General features: G+C 46.6%; 15 protein-coding genes. 14 read left to right on the top strand and 1 reads right to left on the bottom strand.

Annotation, left to right across the window (positions count from 1 at the left end):
• Positions 1–164: 164 nt before the first annotated feature.
• From ACFTRD_RS18295 to ACFTRD_RS18270, 6 genes are all read left to right on the top strand, one after another.
• The gene (locus tag ACFTRD_RS18295; protein ID WP_379382460.1) at positions 165–1,247 is read left to right on the top strand and encodes a Gfo/Idh/MocA family protein; all 1,083 of its coding nucleotides are present in this window, start codon (positions 165–167) and stop codon (positions 1,245–1,247) included.
• Positions 1,248–1,423: 176 nt separating this feature from the next.
• Positions 1,424–2,392, top strand: a complete 969-nt coding sequence (locus ACFTRD_RS18290) for a sugar phosphate isomerase/epimerase family protein (RefSeq protein ID WP_192268598.1) — start codon at positions 1,424–1,426, stop codon at positions 2,390–2,392.
• Positions 2,393–2,416: 24 nt separating this feature from the next.
• A complete protein-coding gene (locus tag ACFTRD_RS18285; protein ID WP_379382458.1) occupies positions 2,417–3,145 on the top strand; it encodes a ThuA domain-containing protein in 729 nt (242 codons plus the stop codon).
• Between the two features lie 320 nt (positions 3,146–3,465).
• Complete coding sequence (locus tag ACFTRD_RS18280; protein WP_148565210.1) at positions 3,466–3,762, top strand: winged helix-turn-helix transcriptional regulator; 297 nt, start codon at positions 3,466–3,468, stop codon at positions 3,760–3,762.
• A gap of 168 nt (positions 3,763–3,930) precedes the next feature.
• Entirely contained in the window at positions 3,931–4,662 is a 732-nt protein-coding gene (locus tag ACFTRD_RS18275) for a hypothetical protein (RefSeq protein WP_379382456.1), read from the top strand.
• Between the two features lie 195 nt (positions 4,663–4,857).
• The gene (locus ACFTRD_RS18270) at positions 4,858–5,571 is read left to right on the top strand and encodes a hypothetical protein (RefSeq protein ID WP_379382454.1); all 714 of its coding nucleotides are present in this window, start codon (positions 4,858–4,860) and stop codon (positions 5,569–5,571) included.
• A gap of 88 nt (positions 5,572–5,659) precedes the next feature.
• Here ACFTRD_RS18270 and ACFTRD_RS18265 read toward each other — a convergent pair whose 3' ends face one another.
• Positions 5,660–6,376, bottom strand: a complete 717-nt coding sequence (locus ACFTRD_RS18265; RefSeq protein ID WP_379382452.1) for a Crp/Fnr family transcriptional regulator — start codon at positions 6,374–6,376, stop codon at positions 5,660–5,662.
• A gap of 428 nt (positions 6,377–6,804) precedes the next feature.
• On the opposite strand from ACFTRD_RS18265, the gene adhE reads away from it, so the two are divergent.
• The 8 genes from adhE (at position 6,805) to ACFTRD_RS18225 (ending at position 20,328) form a co-directional block, all read left to right on the top strand.
• Positions 6,805–9,417 carry a bifunctional acetaldehyde-CoA/alcohol dehydrogenase gene (gene adhE, locus ACFTRD_RS18260; RefSeq protein WP_379382450.1) on the top strand — a complete coding sequence of 871 codons (2,613 nt, stop codon included), beginning with the start codon at positions 6,805–6,807 and terminating at the stop codon, positions 9,415–9,417.
• An 837-nt stretch (positions 9,418–10,254) separates the two neighbouring features.
• Entirely contained in the window at positions 10,255–12,513 is a 2,259-nt protein-coding gene (gene pflB / locus ACFTRD_RS18255) for a formate C-acetyltransferase (RefSeq protein ID WP_192268588.1), read from the top strand.
• Positions 12,514–12,604: 91 nt separating this feature from the next.
• Positions 12,605–13,357 carry a pyruvate formate-lyase-activating protein gene (gene pflA, locus ACFTRD_RS18250; protein WP_379382447.1) on the top strand — a complete coding sequence of 251 codons (753 nt, stop codon included), beginning with the start codon at positions 12,605–12,607 and terminating at the stop codon, positions 13,355–13,357.
• Between the two features lie 218 nt (positions 13,358–13,575).
• A complete protein-coding gene (locus tag ACFTRD_RS18245; protein ID WP_379382445.1) occupies positions 13,576–14,940 on the top strand; it encodes an extracellular solute-binding protein in 1,365 nt (454 codons plus the stop codon).
• Positions 14,941–15,106: 166 nt separating this feature from the next.
• The gene (locus ACFTRD_RS18240) at positions 15,107–15,991 is read left to right on the top strand and encodes a carbohydrate ABC transporter permease (RefSeq protein ID WP_192268582.1); all 885 of its coding nucleotides are present in this window, start codon (positions 15,107–15,109) and stop codon (positions 15,989–15,991) included.
• Entirely contained in the window at positions 15,991–16,821 is an 831-nt protein-coding gene (locus tag ACFTRD_RS18235; protein WP_379382443.1) for a carbohydrate ABC transporter permease, read from the top strand. The genes ACFTRD_RS18240 and ACFTRD_RS18235 overlap by 1 nt, the downstream gene beginning before the upstream one ends.
• A 31-nt stretch (positions 16,822–16,852) precedes the next feature.
• Positions 16,853–18,694: a cache domain-containing sensor histidine kinase gene (locus tag ACFTRD_RS18230; protein ID WP_379382441.1), complete on the top strand. Its 1,842-nt coding sequence runs from the start codon at positions 16,853–16,855 to the stop codon at positions 18,692–18,694.
• Positions 18,691–20,328, top strand: coding sequence for a response regulator transcription factor (locus ACFTRD_RS18225; protein WP_379382439.1), 1,638 nt, complete (start codon positions 18,691–18,693; stop codon positions 20,326–20,328). The genes ACFTRD_RS18230 and ACFTRD_RS18225 overlap by 4 nt, the downstream gene beginning before the upstream one ends.
• The last annotated feature ends 7 nt before the right edge of the window (positions 20,329–20,335 follow it).

Raw genomic sequence — 20,335 nt, 5'->3', positions numbered from 1 at the left:
ATTTCGGGAGAGGTGGATCTGGGTGCATTCCCCTGCAGCCTCAGACCAGACAGGTGACGAGTGGTTGGTTGTGGAACAGGATGAGTGCTAGAATCCGCCACTACAAGGCACCGAGAGCAGTATGAACTGGATTGGAGAATATGCAACTGATGGAGGACTTATTCATGTCTAAAGTACTTAATATCGCCATTGTGGGTTGTGGCGGGATCGCCAAAGGAAAACATATGCCTAGCCTGTCCAAACAGTCACAAGGCCGAATGATTGCATTCTGTGACATTGTCAAAGAACGCGCAGAAGAGGCCGCAGCCGAATTTGGGGCTGAGGCAGCCAAAGTATATACGGATTATCACGAGATGCTGAAGGATGAAAGCATTGATGTGGTACACGTATGTACACCCAACGACTCCCATTCCGTTATCACGGTTGCTTCCCTTGAGGCAGGCAAACATGTGATGTGTGAAAAGCCGATGGCGAAAACTTCTGCACAAGCACAAGCTATGCTGGAGGCAGCACAACGTACAGGCAAAAAGCTGTCCATTGCCTATCAGAATCGCTTCCGCAATGACAGCCAATACCTGAAACAAATGTGTGAAGAAGGCGAGCTTGGTGATATCTATTTCGGCAAGGCGATTGCACTTCGCCGCCGCGCAGTACCAACCTGGGGTGTATTTCTTGACGAGGAAAAGCAGGGCGGTGGGCCGTTGATTGATATCGGTACACATGCACTTGACCTTACCCTCTGGCTGATGGATAACTATAAACCGAAGAGTGTTATGGGATCAACATTCCACAAGCTGGGCCAACGTGAAAATGCAGCCAACGCTTTTGGACCGTGGGACCCTGAACAATTTAAGGTGGAGGATTCTGCATTCGGCTTTGTGACAATGGAAAATGGAGCCACGATCATTATTGAATCCAGCTGGGCATTGAATGTGGCTGAATTTGGCGAAGCCAAATCGCTGCTATGCGGTACAGAAGGCGGAGCGGATATGCAGGATGGTCTGCGGATCAATGGCGAGAAACGCAGCCGTCTGTATGAGACGAAGGTGGATTTAAACGCAGGAGGGGTAGCTTTTTATTCCGGCAGTGCTGAAAATGAAGCGGATCGTGAAGCCAGAATGTGGCTGGAAGCGATTGTGGAAGACAAGGAGCCGGTTGTAAAACCTGAGCAAGCCATTGTTGTTACTCAAATCCTTGAAGCCATCTATGAGTCTGCACAGACAGGTAAAGCAGTATATTTCGAATAGACCAGGATGTCATTTCCAGTGAAATAACCAGTATTCCTGTGTTTAATTTCAGGATAGAAAAGCTCTTGATTTTCCACAATAATGATACAATCATGTGATCCTGAACGGTATTTTATGCAGTTCATTGTTCATAAAACCAGCAATTATATGATATCTAATCTAGGGAGGAATCGCACTTGAAACTCGGCGTATTTTTGGTATTATTCGGAGGACGTAAATTGGAGGATGCACTTGACTATGTAGCATCCAAAGGCTTGAAAGCAGTAGAAATCGGAACTGGAGGACATCCAGGGAATGCACATTGTAAACCGGATGAGCTTCTGAGCAACCCGACAGCATTGAAAAACTTCAAAAATGCAGTAGAATCCCGTGGTCTGACCATCAGCGCATTGAGCTGTCACGGTAACCCGCTTCATCCACAAAAGGATATTGCAAAGGGATTCCACGATGATTTCGTTAAAACGGTAGAATTGGCTGAGAAGCTGGAAGTACCTGTCGTAAATACATTCTCCGGTTGTCCGGGAGACCATGAGGATGCCAAATATCCGAATTGGCCTGTTGCACCATGGCCGAATGACTTTCAGGAAATTCTGAAGTGGCAGTGGGAGAACAAAGTAATCCCTTATTGGACAGAGTGGGGCAAGTTCGCTGCAGATCACAATGTGAAAGTAGGACTGGAGCTGCACGGCGGATTCTCGGTGCATACACCAGCTACCTTGCTGAGATTGCGTGAAGCAGCAGGCGAAGTGATTGGCGCCAACCTGGACCCAAGCCACATGTGGTGGCAAGGTATCGATCCGGTTCAAGCGATCCACATTCTGGGTCGTGAAGGGGCTATCCATCACTTCCATGCCAAGGATACAACCATTGATCCAATTAACGTGAACAAACACGGTGTAACGGATATGCAGGATTATACAAACATGCTTGATCGTGCTTGGCAATTCCGCTCGGTCGGTTATGGTCACGATAACAAAACTTGGGCTGATATCATTAGCGCCCTGCGTCTGGTTGGATATGATTATGTCGTAAGTATTGAGCATGAAGACGGTCTGATGTCGGTAGAAGAAGGATTCTCTAAAGCAGTGCAAAATCTCCAACAAGTATTGATTGAGGAACCACTGGGAGATATGTGGTGGGTTTAGAGTTACACTAGGGGGAAATTGAATATGATTAACGTCACCATTTGGAATGAATTTGTCCATGAGAAGATTCATGATGAAGTAAGAGAAGTTTACCCGGACGGTCTGCACCGTGCGTTGGCAGACGGACTGGGAGGCGAAGGTTTTGCCATCCGTACTGCAACACTGGATCAGCCTGAGCATGGATTAAGTGATGAGGTGCTGAATTCCGCGGATGTGCTCATATGGTGGGGACATATGGCACATGATCGGGTAAGCGACGAGATCTCACAAAAGGTTGCACAGCGCGTTCTGAATGGCATGGGATTGATCGTGCTTCATTCCGGTCACTTCTCCAAACCGTTCAAGGCACTGATGGGCACCAGCTGTGATCTGAAATGGCGTGTAGCCGATGAGCAGGAAATTGTCTGGTGTGTGAATCCGTCCCATCCGATTGCCGAGGGAATCGAGGGCAAGATCATACTGGAAAAAGAAGAAATGTACGGGGAATTCTTCGACATTCCCGTACCGGATGAGCTGGTGTTTGTCAGCAACTTCCAAGGTGGAGAGGTATTCCGCAGCGGATGCACATTCCGTCGTGGGGAAGGCAAAATCTTTTATTTCCGTCCAGGTCATGAGACGTATCCGACATATTACAATCCGGACATATTAAAAGTGATCAGCAATGCAGTGAAGTGGGCTTATCCAGCCCGCAGCTACAAGCCGGAATTTGGCAGAAGCGAACCTGTAAGACCATTTGGTGGCGTGCTGGTCTAAGCCGCAAATTACTTCTTGAATGGACAAAAAATGGTAACCAAGAACCTAACTCCAAGTCGAGTGTGACTGTGGCAGTTGGGTTCTTTTTGGGTAAGATAGATAGTAACAGGGGAGTTATACGATATTTCCCATGGTTCCTGGGTCCTGTGTGATGTATACTTGGTTGTATCATCGAAGTTAGTTTACGCCTATAAAATTTTAACTTTTTTACGGCAGACGTTTTCTTTGAGACCTAAATATGTTATTATGAAATATACTAACTAAACGTAAGTTGAGTGATCTCTAAAGAGGTGATTAATGTGGAAGGCCAAGATCTGCGGATGTGTCCGCGTTTTGAGACGGCGTTTTCTTTTCTGGGCAAGCGCTGGAACGGTCTGATTATTCAAACGTTGATGAGTGGTTCGAAGCGATTCAAGGATATCTCCAATCTGATTCCATCGATGAGTGACAAGATGCTGTCGGAACGGATGAAGGATCTGGAAAGTGAAGGAATTCTGATCCGCCATGTGTATCCCGAGACGCCAGTTCGTATCGAATATGAGCTGACCGAGAAGGGCAAGGCGCTACAGCCAGTCATGAACCAGATTCAAGACTGGGCAGAGCAGTGGGTTGATTAATTCATAGATACCCTGGCTCAATAATTAGAAATGGATGGGACAAAGGCTCTTGATTTCCGATGGAAATCAGGAGTTTTTGTCTTAAGGGTTCTGCACATGTTGTCATGAGTTGTAGTATAATTGTAAATAAAATGGCCGCAGGCGGCCGGAGCGAGGAGGCCACTTGTCATGAGAGAAGAAAGCTTATCCCGTGAAGTACGCTACGGCAAGCAAGATATTGCAGAACTTGAGAGCGCATCCATACAGGTACATCTAATCTACAAAAAAGCTGCGGAGCTATTTAAACGAACTGCATATCCCCATTCAGTTAAGGGTGATCTTGCAGAAGAAAAGACCCATTCGTCGAATCGCAATGGTCAGGGACCGACTCCGGCAGTACTGCAAAAGTGGATTCAAACAGCAAGAGGCTGGAAATGTATCGGTTGTGAAATGAGACAACCCGATTCCATTGGCATTCAGGGTGAGGCCGTCTTTCATGAAGAGCGTCTGTTTCTGAATGTAGGCGAAGGCCGCTTTGTTCAGACAGAAATGCTGATTCAGGCCATTGTATGGTCACAGTATGAGAAAATTCGCATGCTCGCGCCGTGGCTTGGTGATGACACCTTCTACACGGTTCAGGAGCTGGACGTAATTGCCCGTTACATCGTACCTACCTATTTCTCTGAACGTCCGCTGCACGAGCAAGGAAAGGTATCCAAGGTACACCATCAATCCGGTCAGATTCCACTGTATCAGGAGTATGTAGATGCACCTTCATTCTGCGTACAGGTGGACGGAGCATTGCTTGAGGGCCGCTTGTTAACAGGTGTATATGTGTCAGAGGAACAGTTTTTCGGGCTTAATCCCTATCTAAAGGATGGAGACGGAGGACGTACCTACATGCAGGCTTACGTTCAGTAACATTGTAACAACAGACTCTAAATACGATAGACTTAAAGGAGCCTGCTTGCAGGCTCCTTTTGTTTGTATGATCCAGTTGTGGACCCCGCTGGAAGAAAAGTAACGGCATTGACACTTTTTTTGCCTGAATTTTGTGTCATAATAGAGGTTATGGACAACAGGGTGAATGATTTTACGCAGGGTGGTGTTACCTACATGAAGAAGAGAATCCCCGGTTACATAGGTATATGTCTGATTATTCTGGTTATATTAGCCGGGTGTAGTGAGACACAGCCTTCCGAACAGCCAATCGTCAAAGAGACCGAATCACCGAATACCATAACAGTGGCTGTGGATGGCAGCACTTTTCTGCCTGATGCAACGAAGTCCATTAAGAGAGATTTTAGTGAAGGTCTGACGCTCAAGAAAGCACTATTGAACAGTGGACTTGTCGATTTTACAGCAGATGGCAAGCGGATCCAATCCGTGGGGGAAGTTTCTCTGGACTCCTCACTTAGCTGGGCTGTTAAACTGAATGGCAAGGATATTGACCCGGAAAAATGGGACATGGAGCTTCATGCCAAAGATGAAGTAATCATATATGTAAAAGCCGCTGACAGTGGAGGCGATGATGTTGTTTACCAAACAACATTGCTCAAGGTGAGCGGCGGCAATATTATGCCGAATCTCAATCGTCAATATGCCGGGGTGTATGTTCAGGAATGTACTGTGCGTGACGTATTGAAGTCCAGTGGAATTGTGAGAATGTCGGAAAACAACAAATTTGTTGTTTCAGTCGATAATGTGATTCCCCGAATGAACCAACGCTGGATGATCATGGTGAATGACAAGGAATTAATGGAAAACGGTTTGGATATGAAGTTGAATCCACGTGATGCAGTAAAGCTTGAATTGACTACTATATCTTAAGTATAACAAAAGCCCAATCTTCGTTATCGAAGATGGGCTTTTTTCATTTGCATATCAAATGTTTATAAGACGGGGAAATCCTCAGATGTCAGATTCGGCAAATTTCGTTAGGGCATAATTCGCAGTGGCAGATGCCCTGCAGCATCTGTAGATCCTTGATGACAATCATGCCGTTATCGTATTCAATGGCGTCTTTTTTACGCAAATCGCTTAACATGCGGTTGACACTTTCACGGGTCGCTCCAATCATATTGGACAGATCCGTGTGTGTTATTTTTTTATGAATCATGACATGCTCTCCATGGGGTTCGCCGTAGGAATTGGACAACCGAATCAGCGTGGAACAAAGTGCACCCGGTTTACCGTACAACATCAGATCACGGAATTTGGTCTGAGTTAACCGGTGATGGATGCCCATCCATTTCATAAAGTCGATCGCAAAGTCACAATGTTGGCAGATTAGCATTTCCAGGTCTTTGTGCTCCAGTACTCCGATCTCACTATCCTCCAGCACTTCCGCTGAAAAGCTGTGTTTGGACCCGAAGAACGGGTCGGCCTGACCAATCATATCACCGGATTGATACATGTACATGATCAGTTCCTTGCCTTCATCCGTGGATTTGGTGATCTGGGCACGGCCCCGTTTCATATAATAAAGTTTGTCAGAGACATCTCCCTCCCAATACAGATGGGTTCCTTCCGGATAGGTTCTGTCCTTCATCGTTACGAGCAGATGGTTGAAATTCGCTTCCGAGAAACAGTTGGTATTGCCGCGTTTTTCCAGTACACTCAGTTGTTCTCTCATAAGTCTATCTCCCCTTTGTGTCCATCGGACGGCCTTCTGCAGCTTGGACTGGCCTCCGTGGTTCGCCGCAAACCGTTGCCGTCCTGATCAGGGTCTAACTCGGCCGGGAAGGACGGTACAAATTGCGGTGGTTCAATTTTTAAGTTCAGTATATACCTAATCTTGCCGTTTGAGGGGCGTGGATAGGGGGCAAAAATGGCGAAATTTCAAACATTGTGATTAAATTCACTTTCAGAAGGGAAAGATGAATTGGACAGCCCTATAGTTTAAATAGGAAGTGTAAATGGCGAAGTGAGGGAACCACAAAACTTAAATTAAATTTGTTATACTTTGTGAAAAAAATCACATAATTAACCCTTTCCCCATGGTACGATGTGAATGTAAAGAAGAGAGACAAACCAATACGAACCTTTAGGAGGATGAGGGAGATGGCTGTAAAGAACGAAGTCGCCCCAGTAAAAGAACCGACAGCAGGTCAGTATATTCAAACGTTAATTGACAAAGCGAATAAAGCACACGCAGCTTTCATGTCCATGGATCAGAAACAGATTGACCGGATCGTGCAAGCGATGGCGCTTGCAGGTCTAGACAAACATATGATGCTCGCCAAAATGGCCGTGGAAGAAACAGGCCGGGGTGTGTATGAGGATAAAATCACCAAAAATATATTTGCAACAGAATATGTGTATCATAGCATCAAATATGACAAAACAGTAGGGGTTATTGAAGATAACGAGTACGAAAGCTTCCAGAAAATTGCGGAGCCTGTCGGCATCATCATGGGGATTACCCCGGTAACCAATCCGACATCCACCACGATGTTCAAAGCATTGATCTCCATCAAAACACGAAACCCGATCATCTTCGGTTTCCACCCATCTGCACAGAACTGTAGCCGCGAAGCTGCCAAAATTCTGCGTGATGCAGCAGTGAAGCATGGCGCTCCAGCAGATTGCATTCAGTGGATCGATGATCCTTCTATGGATCGTACAAATGCCTTGATGAATCATAACGACGTGGCGCTCATTCTGGCGACAGGCGGATCAGGCATGGTGAGAGCTGCATACAGCTGTGGTAAACCGGCACTGGGCGTAGGGCCAGGGAACGTACCTTGCTTTATTGAGAAAAGTGCAGATATCAACCAAGCAGTAACGGATCTGATTTTGTCCAAATCGTTCGATAACGGCATGATCTGTGCTTCCGAGCAAGCAGTCATTATCGAAGAACCGATCTTCGATCAGGTGAAAAAGAAAATGATTGCGAATGGCTGTTACTTCGTTAACAAGGATGAGGCAGCAAAACTGACAGCAGGAGCGATTAACGCTGAAAAATGTGCGGTTAACCCTGCCATTGTTGGTCAATCCGCAGTCACTATCGCACAAATGTGTGGTATTGAAGTTCCAGCAGGCACCAAAATTCTCGTAGCCGAGATTGAAGGGGTAGGTACGAAGTTCCCATTGTCCGCTGAGAAACTAAGTCCGGTACTGGCTTGTTACAAAGTGAAAACGGCGGCTGAAGGGATTGAGCGTGCAGCAGAAGTGGTTGCTTTTGGCGGCATGGGTCACTCCTCGGTTATTCATTCGACGAACGAAGAAGTGATTAACAAATTCGCAGATCGTCTGCAAACCGGACGGATTATCGTGAATTCTCCTTCCACACACGGCGCCATAGGTGACATCTACAATACCAACATGCCGTCACTGACACTGGGCTGCGGATCGTATGGACGTAACTCGACTTCTTCGAACGTAACTGCTGTGAATTTAATCAACGTGAAAAGGGTGGCTCGCCGTACCGTGAATATGCAGTGGTTCAAAGTGCCGAACAAAGTCTACTTCGAAAAAGGTGCAACACAGTATCTTGCCAAAATGCCGGACATCACTCGTGTAGCCATTATTACGGATGCCATGATGGTCAAACTCGGTTATGTAGAAAAAGTAGAGCACTATCTGCGTCAACGTCAAATGCCGGTAGCTATTGAAGTGTTCTCTGACGTAGAACCCGATCCATCGACAACAACAGTAGACCGTGGTACGGAAATGATGCGCCGCTTCCAACCAGACTGCATTATCGCACTCGGCGGGGGATCACCGATGGATGCCGCCAAAGCGATGTGGTTGTTCTACGAATATCCGGACACAGACTTTAACGACTTGAAGCAAAAATTCATGGATATCCGCAAACGGATTTACAAATATCCACGTCTCGGTGTAAAAGCGAAATTCGTAGCGATCCCGACAACTTCGGGTACAGGTTCGGAAGTCACATCGTTCGCAGTTATTACAGATAAAAATCAAGGCAATACGAAATATCCACTGGCAGACTACGAGTTGACACCAGACGTGGCGATCGTGGACCCGGAATTTGTATACTCTCTGCCGAAAACCGCTGTCGCGGACACAGGTATGGACGTACTGACTCACGCCATTGAAGCTTATGTATCCGTCATGGCAAATGACTACACAGATGGTCTGGCGATTAAAGCCATCCAACTGGTATTCCAATACCTGGAGCAATCGGCGCTACAAGGTGACAAACTGGCACGTGAGAAAATGCATAATGCTTCGACGATTGCCGGTATGGCTTTTGCCAATGCATTCCTGGGCATTAACCACAGTTTGGCACACAAATGGGGCGGTCAGTACCATACAGCACATGGACGTACCAATGCGATCCTGATGCCACACGTCATTCGCTATAATGCGAAAAAACCGACCAAATTTGCATCGTTCCCGAAATATTCGCACTTTGTGGCAGATGAGCGTTATGCCGAAATTGCCCGCATTCTCGGATTGCCTGCACGTACGACAGAAGAAGGGGTTACCAGCCTCATCAATGCCATTCGCAAACTGAACAAAACATTAGGTATTGAAGAGTCGTTCCAGGAAATCGGATTTGATGCCAAAGACTTTGAAGCACATGTGGATTATCTGGCAGACCGTGCCTTCGAAGATCAATGTACAACAGCCAATCCAAAAATGCCGCTGGTGACTGAACTGGCAGATGTATACCGCAACGCTTTCTACGGAAAGTTTGAATAACGAATTTAGAACTAAGAGAGTGCCTTACGGTAAAAGAGATCAGGGTTCCCCAAGAGGGGAGCCCCGATTGCCGTCTTTTTAGAGGTTATACGAAATTCGTAATTGAGTGAGACATTAACACGATGACGAACAGAGCAGAACGGGCAGAAAAACGGAAAAGCGAAGTATCCGTTTTTCAGGAAATAGCTCTAAGCCCTTGTTTGCTCCGAGTATAACGGAGCAATAGTTTAAAGAGGTTCAACGAAATCGGTGATGTGGCTGTTTGAGCCAGATGTTCACACAATAACGAAGAGGGCAGAAAAACGGAAAGGCGAGTATCCATTTTTCAGGAAATAGTTCTAAGTCCTTGTTTGCTCCGAGTATAACGGAGCAATGGTGCTATAGAGGTTATATGGAATCCGTGATGTGGCCGTTTGAACGATCCCTTTACACGACAACGGAGGGGCAGAAATAACCTGAAAAAGCGAAGCGCTCGCCTTTATCCCCGGATTTTCCCTTTTCGGAAGGGAATCAAAAAAAATCTGGGGATAACAGCGATTGGAAGGTTGTTCTGCCACGCAGTGATCCTGTGTAAAGTTGCGGGTTCAATGAGACACAGCGCAGGTGGAGTGAGTTAGTTCACTGACTTTGTGATAAAAATCACAGAGTGGGAGAGAACGACGACGTATACTGAAAGTGTAAGAAAAACATTCATTCCGCGGTTCCGGTTCCCAAGTAGAGAGAACGTGTTCCGGTTACATGTGAAATTAATCACATTAATCGCGGCTCTGGGCACAGATGAGACGAGTAAAGCATCCTGTCATGTGTCCGGAAATCCAAATTAGTGGAGGGATTACAATGTCGGTGATCGAAAAAGATGTCAAACAACAAACAGGCTGGAGAAACTTTACCAAAGGAACATGGACCAAATCCGTAGATGTGAATGATTTTCTGACTCACAACCTGTCACCTTATTATGGTGACGAAGCATTCCTTACAGGGGCAACCCAGAATACAAAAGAATTATGGGATATTGTATCTGATCTGACCAAAAAAGAACGTGATAACGGCGGCGTCCTTGACGTTGATGTGAACACACCAGCTACAATCGTTTCACACCAACCAGGATATCTGGATCAAACCAAAGAGCAGATTGTCGGCGTTCAGACTGATGCCCCATTCAAACGTTCCATTCAACCAACAGGCGGAATCCGCATGATGATTGATGCATGTGAAGCATACGGCTTTGAATTGCCTCAAGGCGTCATTGATATATTTACAAATATTCGTAAAACACATAACCAGGGTGTGTTCGATGCTTATACTTCCGAGATGCGTGCAGCTCGTAAAGCCGGAATCATTACAGGTCTGCCAGATGCGTATGGCCGTGGCCGGATCATCGGTGACTATCGTCGGGTAGCTCTCTATGGCGTAGACTTCCTGATTCGGAATAAAAAAGGCGAACTGAATGCACTCGAAGTTGATGTGATTGATGAAGATGTCATTCGTCTGCGTGAAGAACTGTCCGAACAGATTCGGGCATTGCAAGAATTGAAACAATTGGGCGAAATGCACGGTTTCGACATTTCCTTGCCAGCCACAACCGCAAAAGAAGCGTTCCAATGGCTCTACTTCGGTTACCTGGCTGCGATCAAAGAGCAAAACGGTGCGGCGATGTCGCTCGGACGTGTCTCTTCTTTCCTGGATATTTACATCGAACGTGATTTGCAAGAAGGCTTGCTCACGGAGGAACAGGCTCAGGAATTGGTTGACCATTTTGTCATGAAACTGCGGATCGTCAAGTTCCTGCGTACGCCGGATTATAACGAGTTGTTCAGTGGAGACCCAACATGGGTAACCGAATCCATTGGTGGTATGTCCGTTAACGGTGAAACCCGTGTTACGAAAAACAGCTTCCGTTTCCTTCACACCCTGAACAATCTTGGTCCTGCACCAGAACCAAACTTGACTGTGCTCTGGTCCACAAAGCTTCCGGAAGCGTTCAAACAATACTGTACGAAAGTATCCATTGAAACGAGCTCGATCCAGTATGAAAATGACGATCTGATGCGTCCAATCTATGGAGACGATTATGGGATTGCCTGCTGCGTATCTGCCATGAAGATCGGAAAACAAATGCAGTTCTTCGGTGCTCGTGCCAATCTCGCCAAAGCATTGCTGTATGCAATCAACGGTGGTCGTGACGAGAAATCGGGGGCTCAAGTGGGTCCTGAATATCCGGCAATTACAAGCGAAGTACTGGATTACAATGAGGTTATGAAACGTTTCAAACCGATGATGGAATGGCTCGCCAAACTGTATATGAACTCGCTCAACGTCATTCACTACATGCATGATAAATACAGCTATGAGCGTATTGAAATGGCTCTGCATGATCGGGACATCGTTCGTACGATGGCATGTGGTATTGCCGGCCTCTCGGTTGCAGCAGACTCTCTGAGCGCAATCAAGTATGCCAAAGTCAAACCGATCCGCAACGAACAAGGCATCGCGATTGATTTTGAAATTGAAGGCGACTTCCCTTGTTACGGTAACAATGAAGACAGTGTCGACAGCATCGCAGTTGAACTCGTGGAAAGCTTCATGGGTATGATTCGCAAACACAAAGCATATCGTAATGCGATTCCAACGCAATCTGTACTGACCATCACATCCAATGTTGTGTACGGCAAGAAAACAGGTACAACACCGGATGGCCGTAAAGCAGGCGAACCATTTGCACCAGGAGCGAATCCAATGCATGGTCGTGACAAAAAAGGTGCGCTGGCATCTCTGGGTTCTGTAGCCAAATTGCCATATGAACACAGTCTTGATGGTATTTCCAATACCTTCTCCATCGTGCCAAAAGCACTAGGTAAAGAGGAGAATACACGTAAATCCAATTTGACTGCGATGCTGGATGGTTACTTTGGTCAAGGTGCACACCATCTGAACGTAAACGTATTTGATCGTCAGCAGTTGATTGACGCGATGGATCACCCGGAAAACTATCCGCAACTAACAGTACGGGTATCCGGTTACGCGGTTAACTTCATCAAGCTGACACGTGAGCAGCAGCTCGATGTCATCAACCGGACGTTCCATGGTTCCATGTAAATGAAATTAAAATGAGAAAGCCGCCCGGAAAGACAGACTGAACCACATATTAAACGCACAGCGGATGCGGATACAGAAAGGAAGAGGCATCATGGTTAACGGACATATTCATTCACTCGAAACTTTCGGGACGGTTGACGGCCCAGGCATCCGCTTCGTGCTTTTTATGCAGGGATGTCTGCTCAAATGCCAATATTGTCACAACCCGGATACTTGGGCATTGGACGGTGGTAAAGAAATGAGCGTGGAGGAGGTACTGGCCGAGATTGAGCCATACTTGTCCTACTATCGCAGCTCTGGTGGCGGACTCACCGTATCTGGTGGGGAGCCTACATTGCAGGCTCATTTTGTAGCCGAGGTCTTCAAGGAAGCGAAACGGCGCTGGGGCTTGCACACCACGCTGGACAGCAACGGGTTCAATGAACCGGACCGGATTCATGACCTTTTGGATCATACAGACCTGGTATTGCTTGATTTGAAACATATCAATGATGAGAAACATATTAAGCTAACAGGCAAATCTAACGAGAGAACGTTGCGCACCGCACAGTGGTTATCTGAACAGGGACGAAAAATGTGGATTCGCCACGTGTATGTGCCAGGGATTCACAATGAGGAAGAAGATTTGCTTAATCTGGGACGGTTTATTGGAACGTTAAATGGAGTTGAGAAGTTCGAAATCCTGCCTTATCACCAGATGGGCATCTACAAATGGCAGGCGATGGGTAAAGTGTATCCACTCGACGGCGTTCCTTCTCCAAGTGAAGAGGAAGTGGAGCGGGCATATCGCCTGATTGAACAAGGTCGCTCCGAAACAGCGGGTGTCACTTGCTTCAATAAGTAACTACCGTTATATATAGATCTTCCAACCAAGCAGTCCTTGCGAACATGTTTCGCAGGGGCTGTTTTTGTTGTTGTTATCCATTGTAAGTGCAAGAAGTTTTGTCCAGTGAAGGATTTTATCCCTCCATTGATGAATTGTCATCCTTACGATGTAAGCTCCGGCTTTTTATAATCAGAGTGTAAAGCCAAATGCTCAATATCTTGAGGAGGGTCAACCAGATGAAAAAAGGAATGACATTACTGCTTTCATTATTACTTATCACTTCATGGACTTTGGCGGGATGTTCGAGCTCAAGTAGTGAACCGCAGCAAGGAGGCGGTAATGCGCCCGCGGAGACGCGCAAGGAGCCGGTTGAGATGCTTCTCCGTCACACCCAGGTGGGCGCCGACAAACAAAAAAGGCTGGCCATTCTGCAGGACGTCGTGGGCAAAGTAGAGAGCGAGGTACCCAATCTGACCTTTACGCTGGACGGAGTCGAATCGGATGTGAACCGCAAGGAGAAACTTCGCGGGGAGATGGCTGCAGGCAATCCACCGGATATCTTCGAATTGTTCGGTAGCCCGGACTCCAAAGTGTATGCCAAGGAAGGCATGTTGCTGGATCTCACGCCGATTCTGCAAGAGTTGGGTATTCAGGACCAATTCTCATCACTTGAGCCATTCACCTATGAAGGCAAAGTGTATGGACTTCCAATTGGGGGCTCCGGTGAAGGTTTCTTCTACAATAAAGAGTATTTTACACAAAAAGGTTGGAAAGCGCCTACAACGATGGCTGAGCTCGACAACATGCTGGCCGAGATCAAGGCTGATGGCAAAGTACCACTCGCTTCAGCTTCCAAGGCTGGCTGGGTTCCGCTTATGTTAACGAACCATCTGTGGTCCCGTTACGCTGGACCTGATATTACGGCGAAGTTTGCGACAGGCGAAGCCAAGTGGACTGACCCGGGCGTTGTTGCAGGGTTTGCGAAGCATAAAGAATGGGTGGATAAAGGCTATTTCAAAAAAGGTGAACTTGGCTTCGAATATGCGGAGTACACCACTCAATTCACGAGCGGTGAAGCCATTCTGATGTATGACGGAACTTGGAAATCTTCTGTTTTCAAGGAAGGGCAAAGCGGAGAATCGCTGATTGGCAAGGTCGGTTTCTTCAATATGCCTCCGGTAGAGAACGGTGCTGGAGATCAAACAGCTTTGATGCGTGACGTAAATAATGGATACGGTTTCTCCGCAGCAGTTGCGGATGACCCGCAGAAACTTGCGGCAGTTAAAGCGTTTATCAAGAACTTCTACAACGAAGATATGCAAGTTCGCGGGCTCGTAGAAGATGGTGTGTTACCAGCGATGAAGCTGGATGAAAAAGTACTGACAGACAGCATCACCGACGATTTGATGAAAGAAATCGTAGCTGTGCTCAATGCATCCCAGACTTCGTTCCCTGCATTTGATGCCCTCGTACAGGCGGATGTAACCACTGAGATCAGCAACCTGCAAATTCAGAAGCTGGTTGGTGGACAGACCACTCCTGAGAAGATGGCGGAAGAACTGCAAAAAGTTCAGGAAGAGGCTAATGCTTCAGTCGAATAATGGATCTATCTTGCAAAGAATGAATATCTCTTGATCACCATGCTGGCTTACCCCGGTTTGAATTATTTCCGGGGTACGGCTCTTGGTTTAATGAAAGAATTGCACTGCTGAGGAATCTGTACGATTCATGAGCATAAGAAGTTGAAGTCACTGAAGGAGGTTGATCATGAACACTTCACTCCGCAGCCCGCTGATCTATACGTTGTTTGTGTTGCCGGCATTGATCCTGTTTATTATGTTTTTCCTGTATCCGATCGGCAGTTCACTTTATTATAGTCTGACCAGTTGGAACGGGGTATCCGCAGAGCCGCGTTTTGTGGGGCTTTCGAATTACGCAAAGGCACTGACAGACGAACGGTTTTGGATTTCCACTCGCAATAACGGTTTCTTTATCGCATTTTCCGTGTTGATTCAGGTACCTATTATTGTGCTTTTTTCACTGCTTATTGCGAACGTTAAGAAACTGAAGGGATTGTACAAGACGGCTGTCTTTTTACCGTCTATTATGTCAACAGCGGTCATCGGTATTCTGTGGGGATTCATCTACGAGCCCAACATTGGCCTGTTGAATCAGTTGCTTGAAGTCGTCGGTATATCCCCGGTCTATTGGTTGTCCGATAACCGGTTCGCAATGATATCCATTCTCGTAACTAACGCTTGGCAGTGGACGGGATTCTATATTGTCATGGTTTTGGCCGCCATTTTGGCTATTCCCAAGGATCTGGATGAAGCGGCGGCCATTGATGGAGCCACTGCGGTACAGCGAGCGTTTAAAATTACGTTGCCATTAATCAAACCGATCATTTCCGTTGTGGTCATGTTGTCCATTGCAGGAGCGATGAAAGCAGCGGATATTGTGCTGGTTATGACCAAAGGCGGGCCCGCAGGATCTACCGAAGTGCTTGCCACGTATATGATCAAATATGCGATTACCAATTTTAAATACGGTTATGGGAACACGATTGCGGTTCTGATCTTTGCTCTGACGCTTGTGCTCACCGCGGTGTATCAGTTGCTGGTGGCGAGACGCAACGAAAGGGTGGAATATTGATGGCAAAAAGCATAAAAGGCAGTATACCTCATGTGTTGTTAATGCTTTATTTGATTGCAATTCTGTTTCCCTTTTTATTCGTAATCTTCTCATCATTCAAACAGGATAACAACGAGATTGCACTGAATCCGTTCGGTCTGCCTTCAACCTGGGTGTTTAACAATTACGTGGAGGCCTGGGTGAACGCCAAGATCGGAACGTATTTCTGGAACAGTATGTACATATCGGTCTTGTCCTCTGCCGGAACCATTGTGCTGGGAGCGATGTTTGCTTTTGCCATCACCCGGATGAGACACCGCAAATGGAGTATGATTCTGTACAGTCTCATTCTCGCGGGCATGCTGATTCCAAACAATGCACTTATGCTGCCCATATATTTGCTGGTACGCAAGCTGGGCATCTTGGATACACATCTGGCGCTGATTATTCCTTATGTTGCGAATGCAATTCCGTTCACGATTATTATTCTGGCAGCCTTTATGCGATCACTTCCTGGAGAAATTGAGGAGGCCGCGGTAATGGATGGGTTGAGGGCTCCGGGTATCTTTGCTAGAATAGTGATACCCCTTACAGTTCCGGCCATAGTAACGGTGTTTATCGTGAATTTCCTCGGCAACTGGAACGAATTTTTACTCGCCAACTATTTCTTATCTACCGATAAACTGCGTACCCTGCCTGTCGGCATGGTCCAGTTTCGTGATCAGTATCAGATGAATTATGCTCAAATGTCAGCAGGAATTGTATACAGTGTTGTACCGGTTATTGTGATTTACGCTGTGCTTCAGGAGAAAATTATTGAAGGTGTAACGGCGGGCAGTGTCAAAGGGTAATTAACGATGCGCTTTATAGGGAGAACGAGAAATGAACTTGCGGATGAAGCTGGCCATGGCATTTCTGTTGCTCATCATTGTACCGATGTGCGCGCTTGGAATCGGCATGTTTTTGGTCACATCACATACGATTGAGAAAAAATACAATCAGCAGTCTGAATATGCACTCCAGGCGATTAGCTACAATATCGAGAATGTTTTTCAGCAGATCAACAATGTTACGGACAACGGGATTGCCACATCGGTTTTCCAGATGGCATTGAACGCCAAAGATCCGACCAAACAAGATCTTGGAACCGGTAACCAATTGTCCCTGAATGCCAGCCAGCGTAATTTCCGTTCCCTGTTATACAATTATCCATTCATCAGTTATGCCTTTTTGTATGATTTACGTTCGCGTTCATCCGAGGACAGTCAGATTGTCTCTATTTTTACCAAAGAAAATTTTCAGGCTCTCCCTTTTCAACAATTCAAGGTGCATCCATTATTCAAAGAAATTCAGGAACTCAACGGTGTACCCAAGTGGCTGGCCCCTTTGGAATACCCCGAACTGACCGGCGTGGAGCCTGTGTTTACCCAAATCCGATTGGTCAAAGAACTTAGTTATTTTCAGAATATCGGAGTTTTGGTCGTTCAGATCAAAAAAGGGGAGATGGATCGCATCTTCCGCCATTTGAAAATAAGTGATCCTGCACAGGATACTTCGTTCCTGCTGATTAATGAGGAAGGGCTGATCGTATACGATCCTTCCGGTCGCTACAGCGGAGAGAAGATGGAGAACCTGGGCGTGCGTTCTGGAAGTTACGGGACGGGGTTTAGCAGCAACAGAGCCGTGTTTGACGGCAGTGAAAGCATTATTTCACAATATCATCTAAAAAACTATAACTGGAGTCTGGTCAGCGTCACTTCATGGGAAGCGTTATCCGCAGAGACGAATGTATTTGCAGGCTGGTCCATCATTATCATTCTGCTGTGTCTGCTTGCTGCAATGGTCTTCAATGTGTTCTTCATGAACCGAATTACGGGCAACATTGCTGTGCTTGTACGATTCATGAGGCGTGTGGATGACGGTGACTTTAATGCCCGGGTTGAAGGAAAAGGTTTTGACGAGATGCAGCTGCTTGCCCAAGGCTTCAATGAATTACTGGATCGAATCGGCGGTCTGTTCCGGCGTGTACGTGCGGAGCAGCAACAGAAGGCCAAGGCGGAGCTGCGAGTGCTTCAAGCCCAGATCAAACCTCATTTTCTGTTCAATACACTGGAATCCATTAACGGACTAGCATTGAGGGGAGAAGGGCGTAAAGTAAGTGAAATGGTGACACGGCTTGGTAATATGCTGCGCATCAGTATTCAGGATCAGGAGGAAATATCGCTCGGTGAGGAGCTTAGGCACTTGCAGAGTTATCTGGAGATTCAACATTACAGATTCAGTGATTTGTTTCGGTATGAGCTGGACATTCCAACTCATCTGTACACATCGTCCATGCTCAAGCTTACCCTCCAGCCTCTTGTAGAGAATAGTATCCAGCACGGGTTTGAGGGGATTGAATATCAGGGCGTACTTCGAATCAGCGCGTTTGTGGTACGACATAATCTGGTGCTGCGAGTTGAAGATAACGGTATTGGTATCCCTCAGGAAATGTTGGCACGATTCGAATACATGGCAGAAGACCCGCCTGAATACATCATGGCAGAGGGAACGAAGCCAATATCTACCATGGCAGAACGCAGAGGGCTGGGATTAAGAAGTGTAGCAGATCGGATACGGATTCAATATGGAACCGGATATGGGGTGTTTATCTGTTCATCTCCGGGGAATGGCACGATCATTCAATGTATTATTCCACAATATGAGCAGGGGGAAGATGAATGAATCTAACCGCGTTGCTGGTTGACGATGAGCTGCCGATTTTGGAAAACCTGAGTTTTATTTTGCCTTGGGAAGAGATGGGCATTGAAGTTGTGGGCACGGCCAGAAGCGGTGCTGAAGCGCTCGATAAAGTTGCAGAATATCATCCCGATATTATGTTGTGTGACATTCGTATGCCATCCATGGATGGTTTGGAGTTGATTCAAACATTGCGGGAACAGGGTGAAACATGCGAAATTATTTTGCTGACTGGATACCAGCAGTTTGAGTATGCCCGTACAGCTATTCGTTACAATGTCCATGAATACATATGCAAGCCAATCGATTACTTGGATCTGGAACATAAATTGCGTGAGCTTGCCGGGCAGATTCAGAAGAAACGGATCGAGTTGGAGGCGGAAACCCACCGCAAATCGGAGATGGAAGCCTGGGTCAGATACAAACATATCATTGACCTGATGCGAAGAGAAGAGGATTCGGCGTTGTTTCCTTACCCAACGTCTGTCCCTCAACCCCAGTTATCTTCCTTAAGATATATCTTGCTGCTCATTGATGTATCGGGTTATTTCAAGCATTCCATTGGATGGTCCGTATCCCGTCATCAAAGCTGGCATGGGATGATCCGTTCCAGGCTTAGGGAGCTTACTGACAGAATCAGTAATGGTACCTTGCTAATTTCGGCCCGTAAGGGAGAATGGTGCATGTTGGTGGAGGCAACTGATGAATGGAGACTGCGGGCGGATGCGTTGGCTCGGCAGATCACTTTGGAGTTAGATGCGACATTTGAGCCCGATTCAGGCATGAAGACACGGGTCATTCAGGATGTTATGCCTGTGAAGCTGGATGACCAGATTGCTGAGAGGTACCGCCACTGTCAGAGACTGCTGATCATGAGTGACTCGGACCCGTGCAGTGTGAAGTTAAAGCAGGGAATTTCTGAACCTTCCTTAGAGATATCGAAGGAACCATCCGGAAGGGCAATGATGTGGGTTGCAAAAGAAGATCTGGACTCCATCACTCGCTGGATCAGGCAGGGAAATAAGCAGGGCTTGATTGAGTTGTTAACCATGCTCAAACATCGGATGAGTGAACATAAGAGTGCGCTGGATGGTGTCGCTGAAAATAGTCTGCGTTTCTTGCTTGTACATATGCTGCGTGAATTGCGCGAAGTACATGTGATGGCTGAACAAGACGAAATTCATTTCTGGAGCGCATTGCATTCAGCGACCTCCATCAAAGAATTAATCGAACTGGCTGAGGCGCTCGCCCATGTTTGTTATGACAAGAAAAGCGTGCCACGTCCTTCTGTATCGGAGCTAATGACGTCAGCGTGCGAGTATATGAACGCCAGACTGGAATGTGATTTGGGTATTGATGAAGTTGCCGATTGGCTGGGAATCAGTCCGGGTTACTTTTGCCAGCTGTTCAAAAATCATATGGGTGTTACGTTTGTTGAATATATGACCCAGAAACGGATGGAGAGCGCAGCTTTATTGCTAAGCACAACGGAGTGGAGCATAACAGCCATTGGAGAAGCAACGGGATTTAAGGAGCGGCGATATTTCTCCAAAGTATTCCATAAACATTTTCATATGAAACCATCGGAATTCAGGTCAAACCAAAGAGCAGGTTCTTAATGGGGGA

Source organism: Paenibacillus sp. NPDC056933, from assembly GCF_042674385.1.
In the GTDB taxonomy this organism is placed as follows: domain Bacteria; phylum Bacillota; class Bacilli; order Paenibacillales; family Paenibacillaceae; genus Paenibacillus.
The sequence above is the reverse complement of the archived record's forward strand: the minus strand, read 5'-3'. Positions and strand labels throughout refer to the sequence as shown.

Coding starts and splice junctions, on each gene's coding strand:
- ACFTRD_RS18295 (WP_379382460.1), top strand. CDS start 165: ATGTCTAAAGTACTTAATATCGCCATTGTGGGTTGTGGCGGGATCGCC.
- ACFTRD_RS18285 (WP_379382458.1), top strand. CDS start 2,417: ATGATTAACGTCACCATTTGGAATGAATTTGTCCATGAGAAGATTCAT.
- ACFTRD_RS18280 (WP_148565210.1), top strand. CDS start 3,466: ATGTGTCCGCGTTTTGAGACGGCGTTTTCTTTTCTGGGCAAGCGCTGG.
- ACFTRD_RS18275 (WP_379382456.1), top strand. CDS start 3,931: ATGAGAGAAGAAAGCTTATCCCGTGAAGTACGCTACGGCAAGCAAGAT.
- ACFTRD_RS18270 (WP_379382454.1), top strand. CDS start 4,858: ATGAAGAAGAGAATCCCCGGTTACATAGGTATATGTCTGATTATTCTG.
- ACFTRD_RS18265 (WP_379382452.1), bottom strand. CDS start 6,376: ATGAGAGAACAACTGAGTGTACTGGAAAAACGCGGCAATACCAACTGT.
- adhE (WP_379382450.1), top strand. CDS start 6,805: ATGGCTGTAAAGAACGAAGTCGCCCCAGTAAAAGAACCGACAGCAGGT.
- pflB (WP_192268588.1), top strand. CDS start 10,255: ATGTCGGTGATCGAAAAAGATGTCAAACAACAAACAGGCTGGAGAAAC.
- pflA (WP_379382447.1), top strand. CDS start 12,605: ATGGTTAACGGACATATTCATTCACTCGAAACTTTCGGGACGGTTGAC.
- ACFTRD_RS18245 (WP_379382445.1), top strand. CDS start 13,576: ATGAAAAAAGGAATGACATTACTGCTTTCATTATTACTTATCACTTCA.
- ACFTRD_RS18240 (WP_192268582.1), top strand. CDS start 15,107: ATGAACACTTCACTCCGCAGCCCGCTGATCTATACGTTGTTTGTGTTG.
- ACFTRD_RS18235 (WP_379382443.1), top strand. CDS start 15,991: ATGGCAAAAAGCATAAAAGGCAGTATACCTCATGTGTTGTTAATGCTT.
- ACFTRD_RS18230 (WP_379382441.1), top strand. CDS start 16,853: ATGAACTTGCGGATGAAGCTGGCCATGGCATTTCTGTTGCTCATCATT.
- ACFTRD_RS18225 (WP_379382439.1), top strand. CDS start 18,691: ATGAATCTAACCGCGTTGCTGGTTGACGATGAGCTGCCGATTTTGGAA.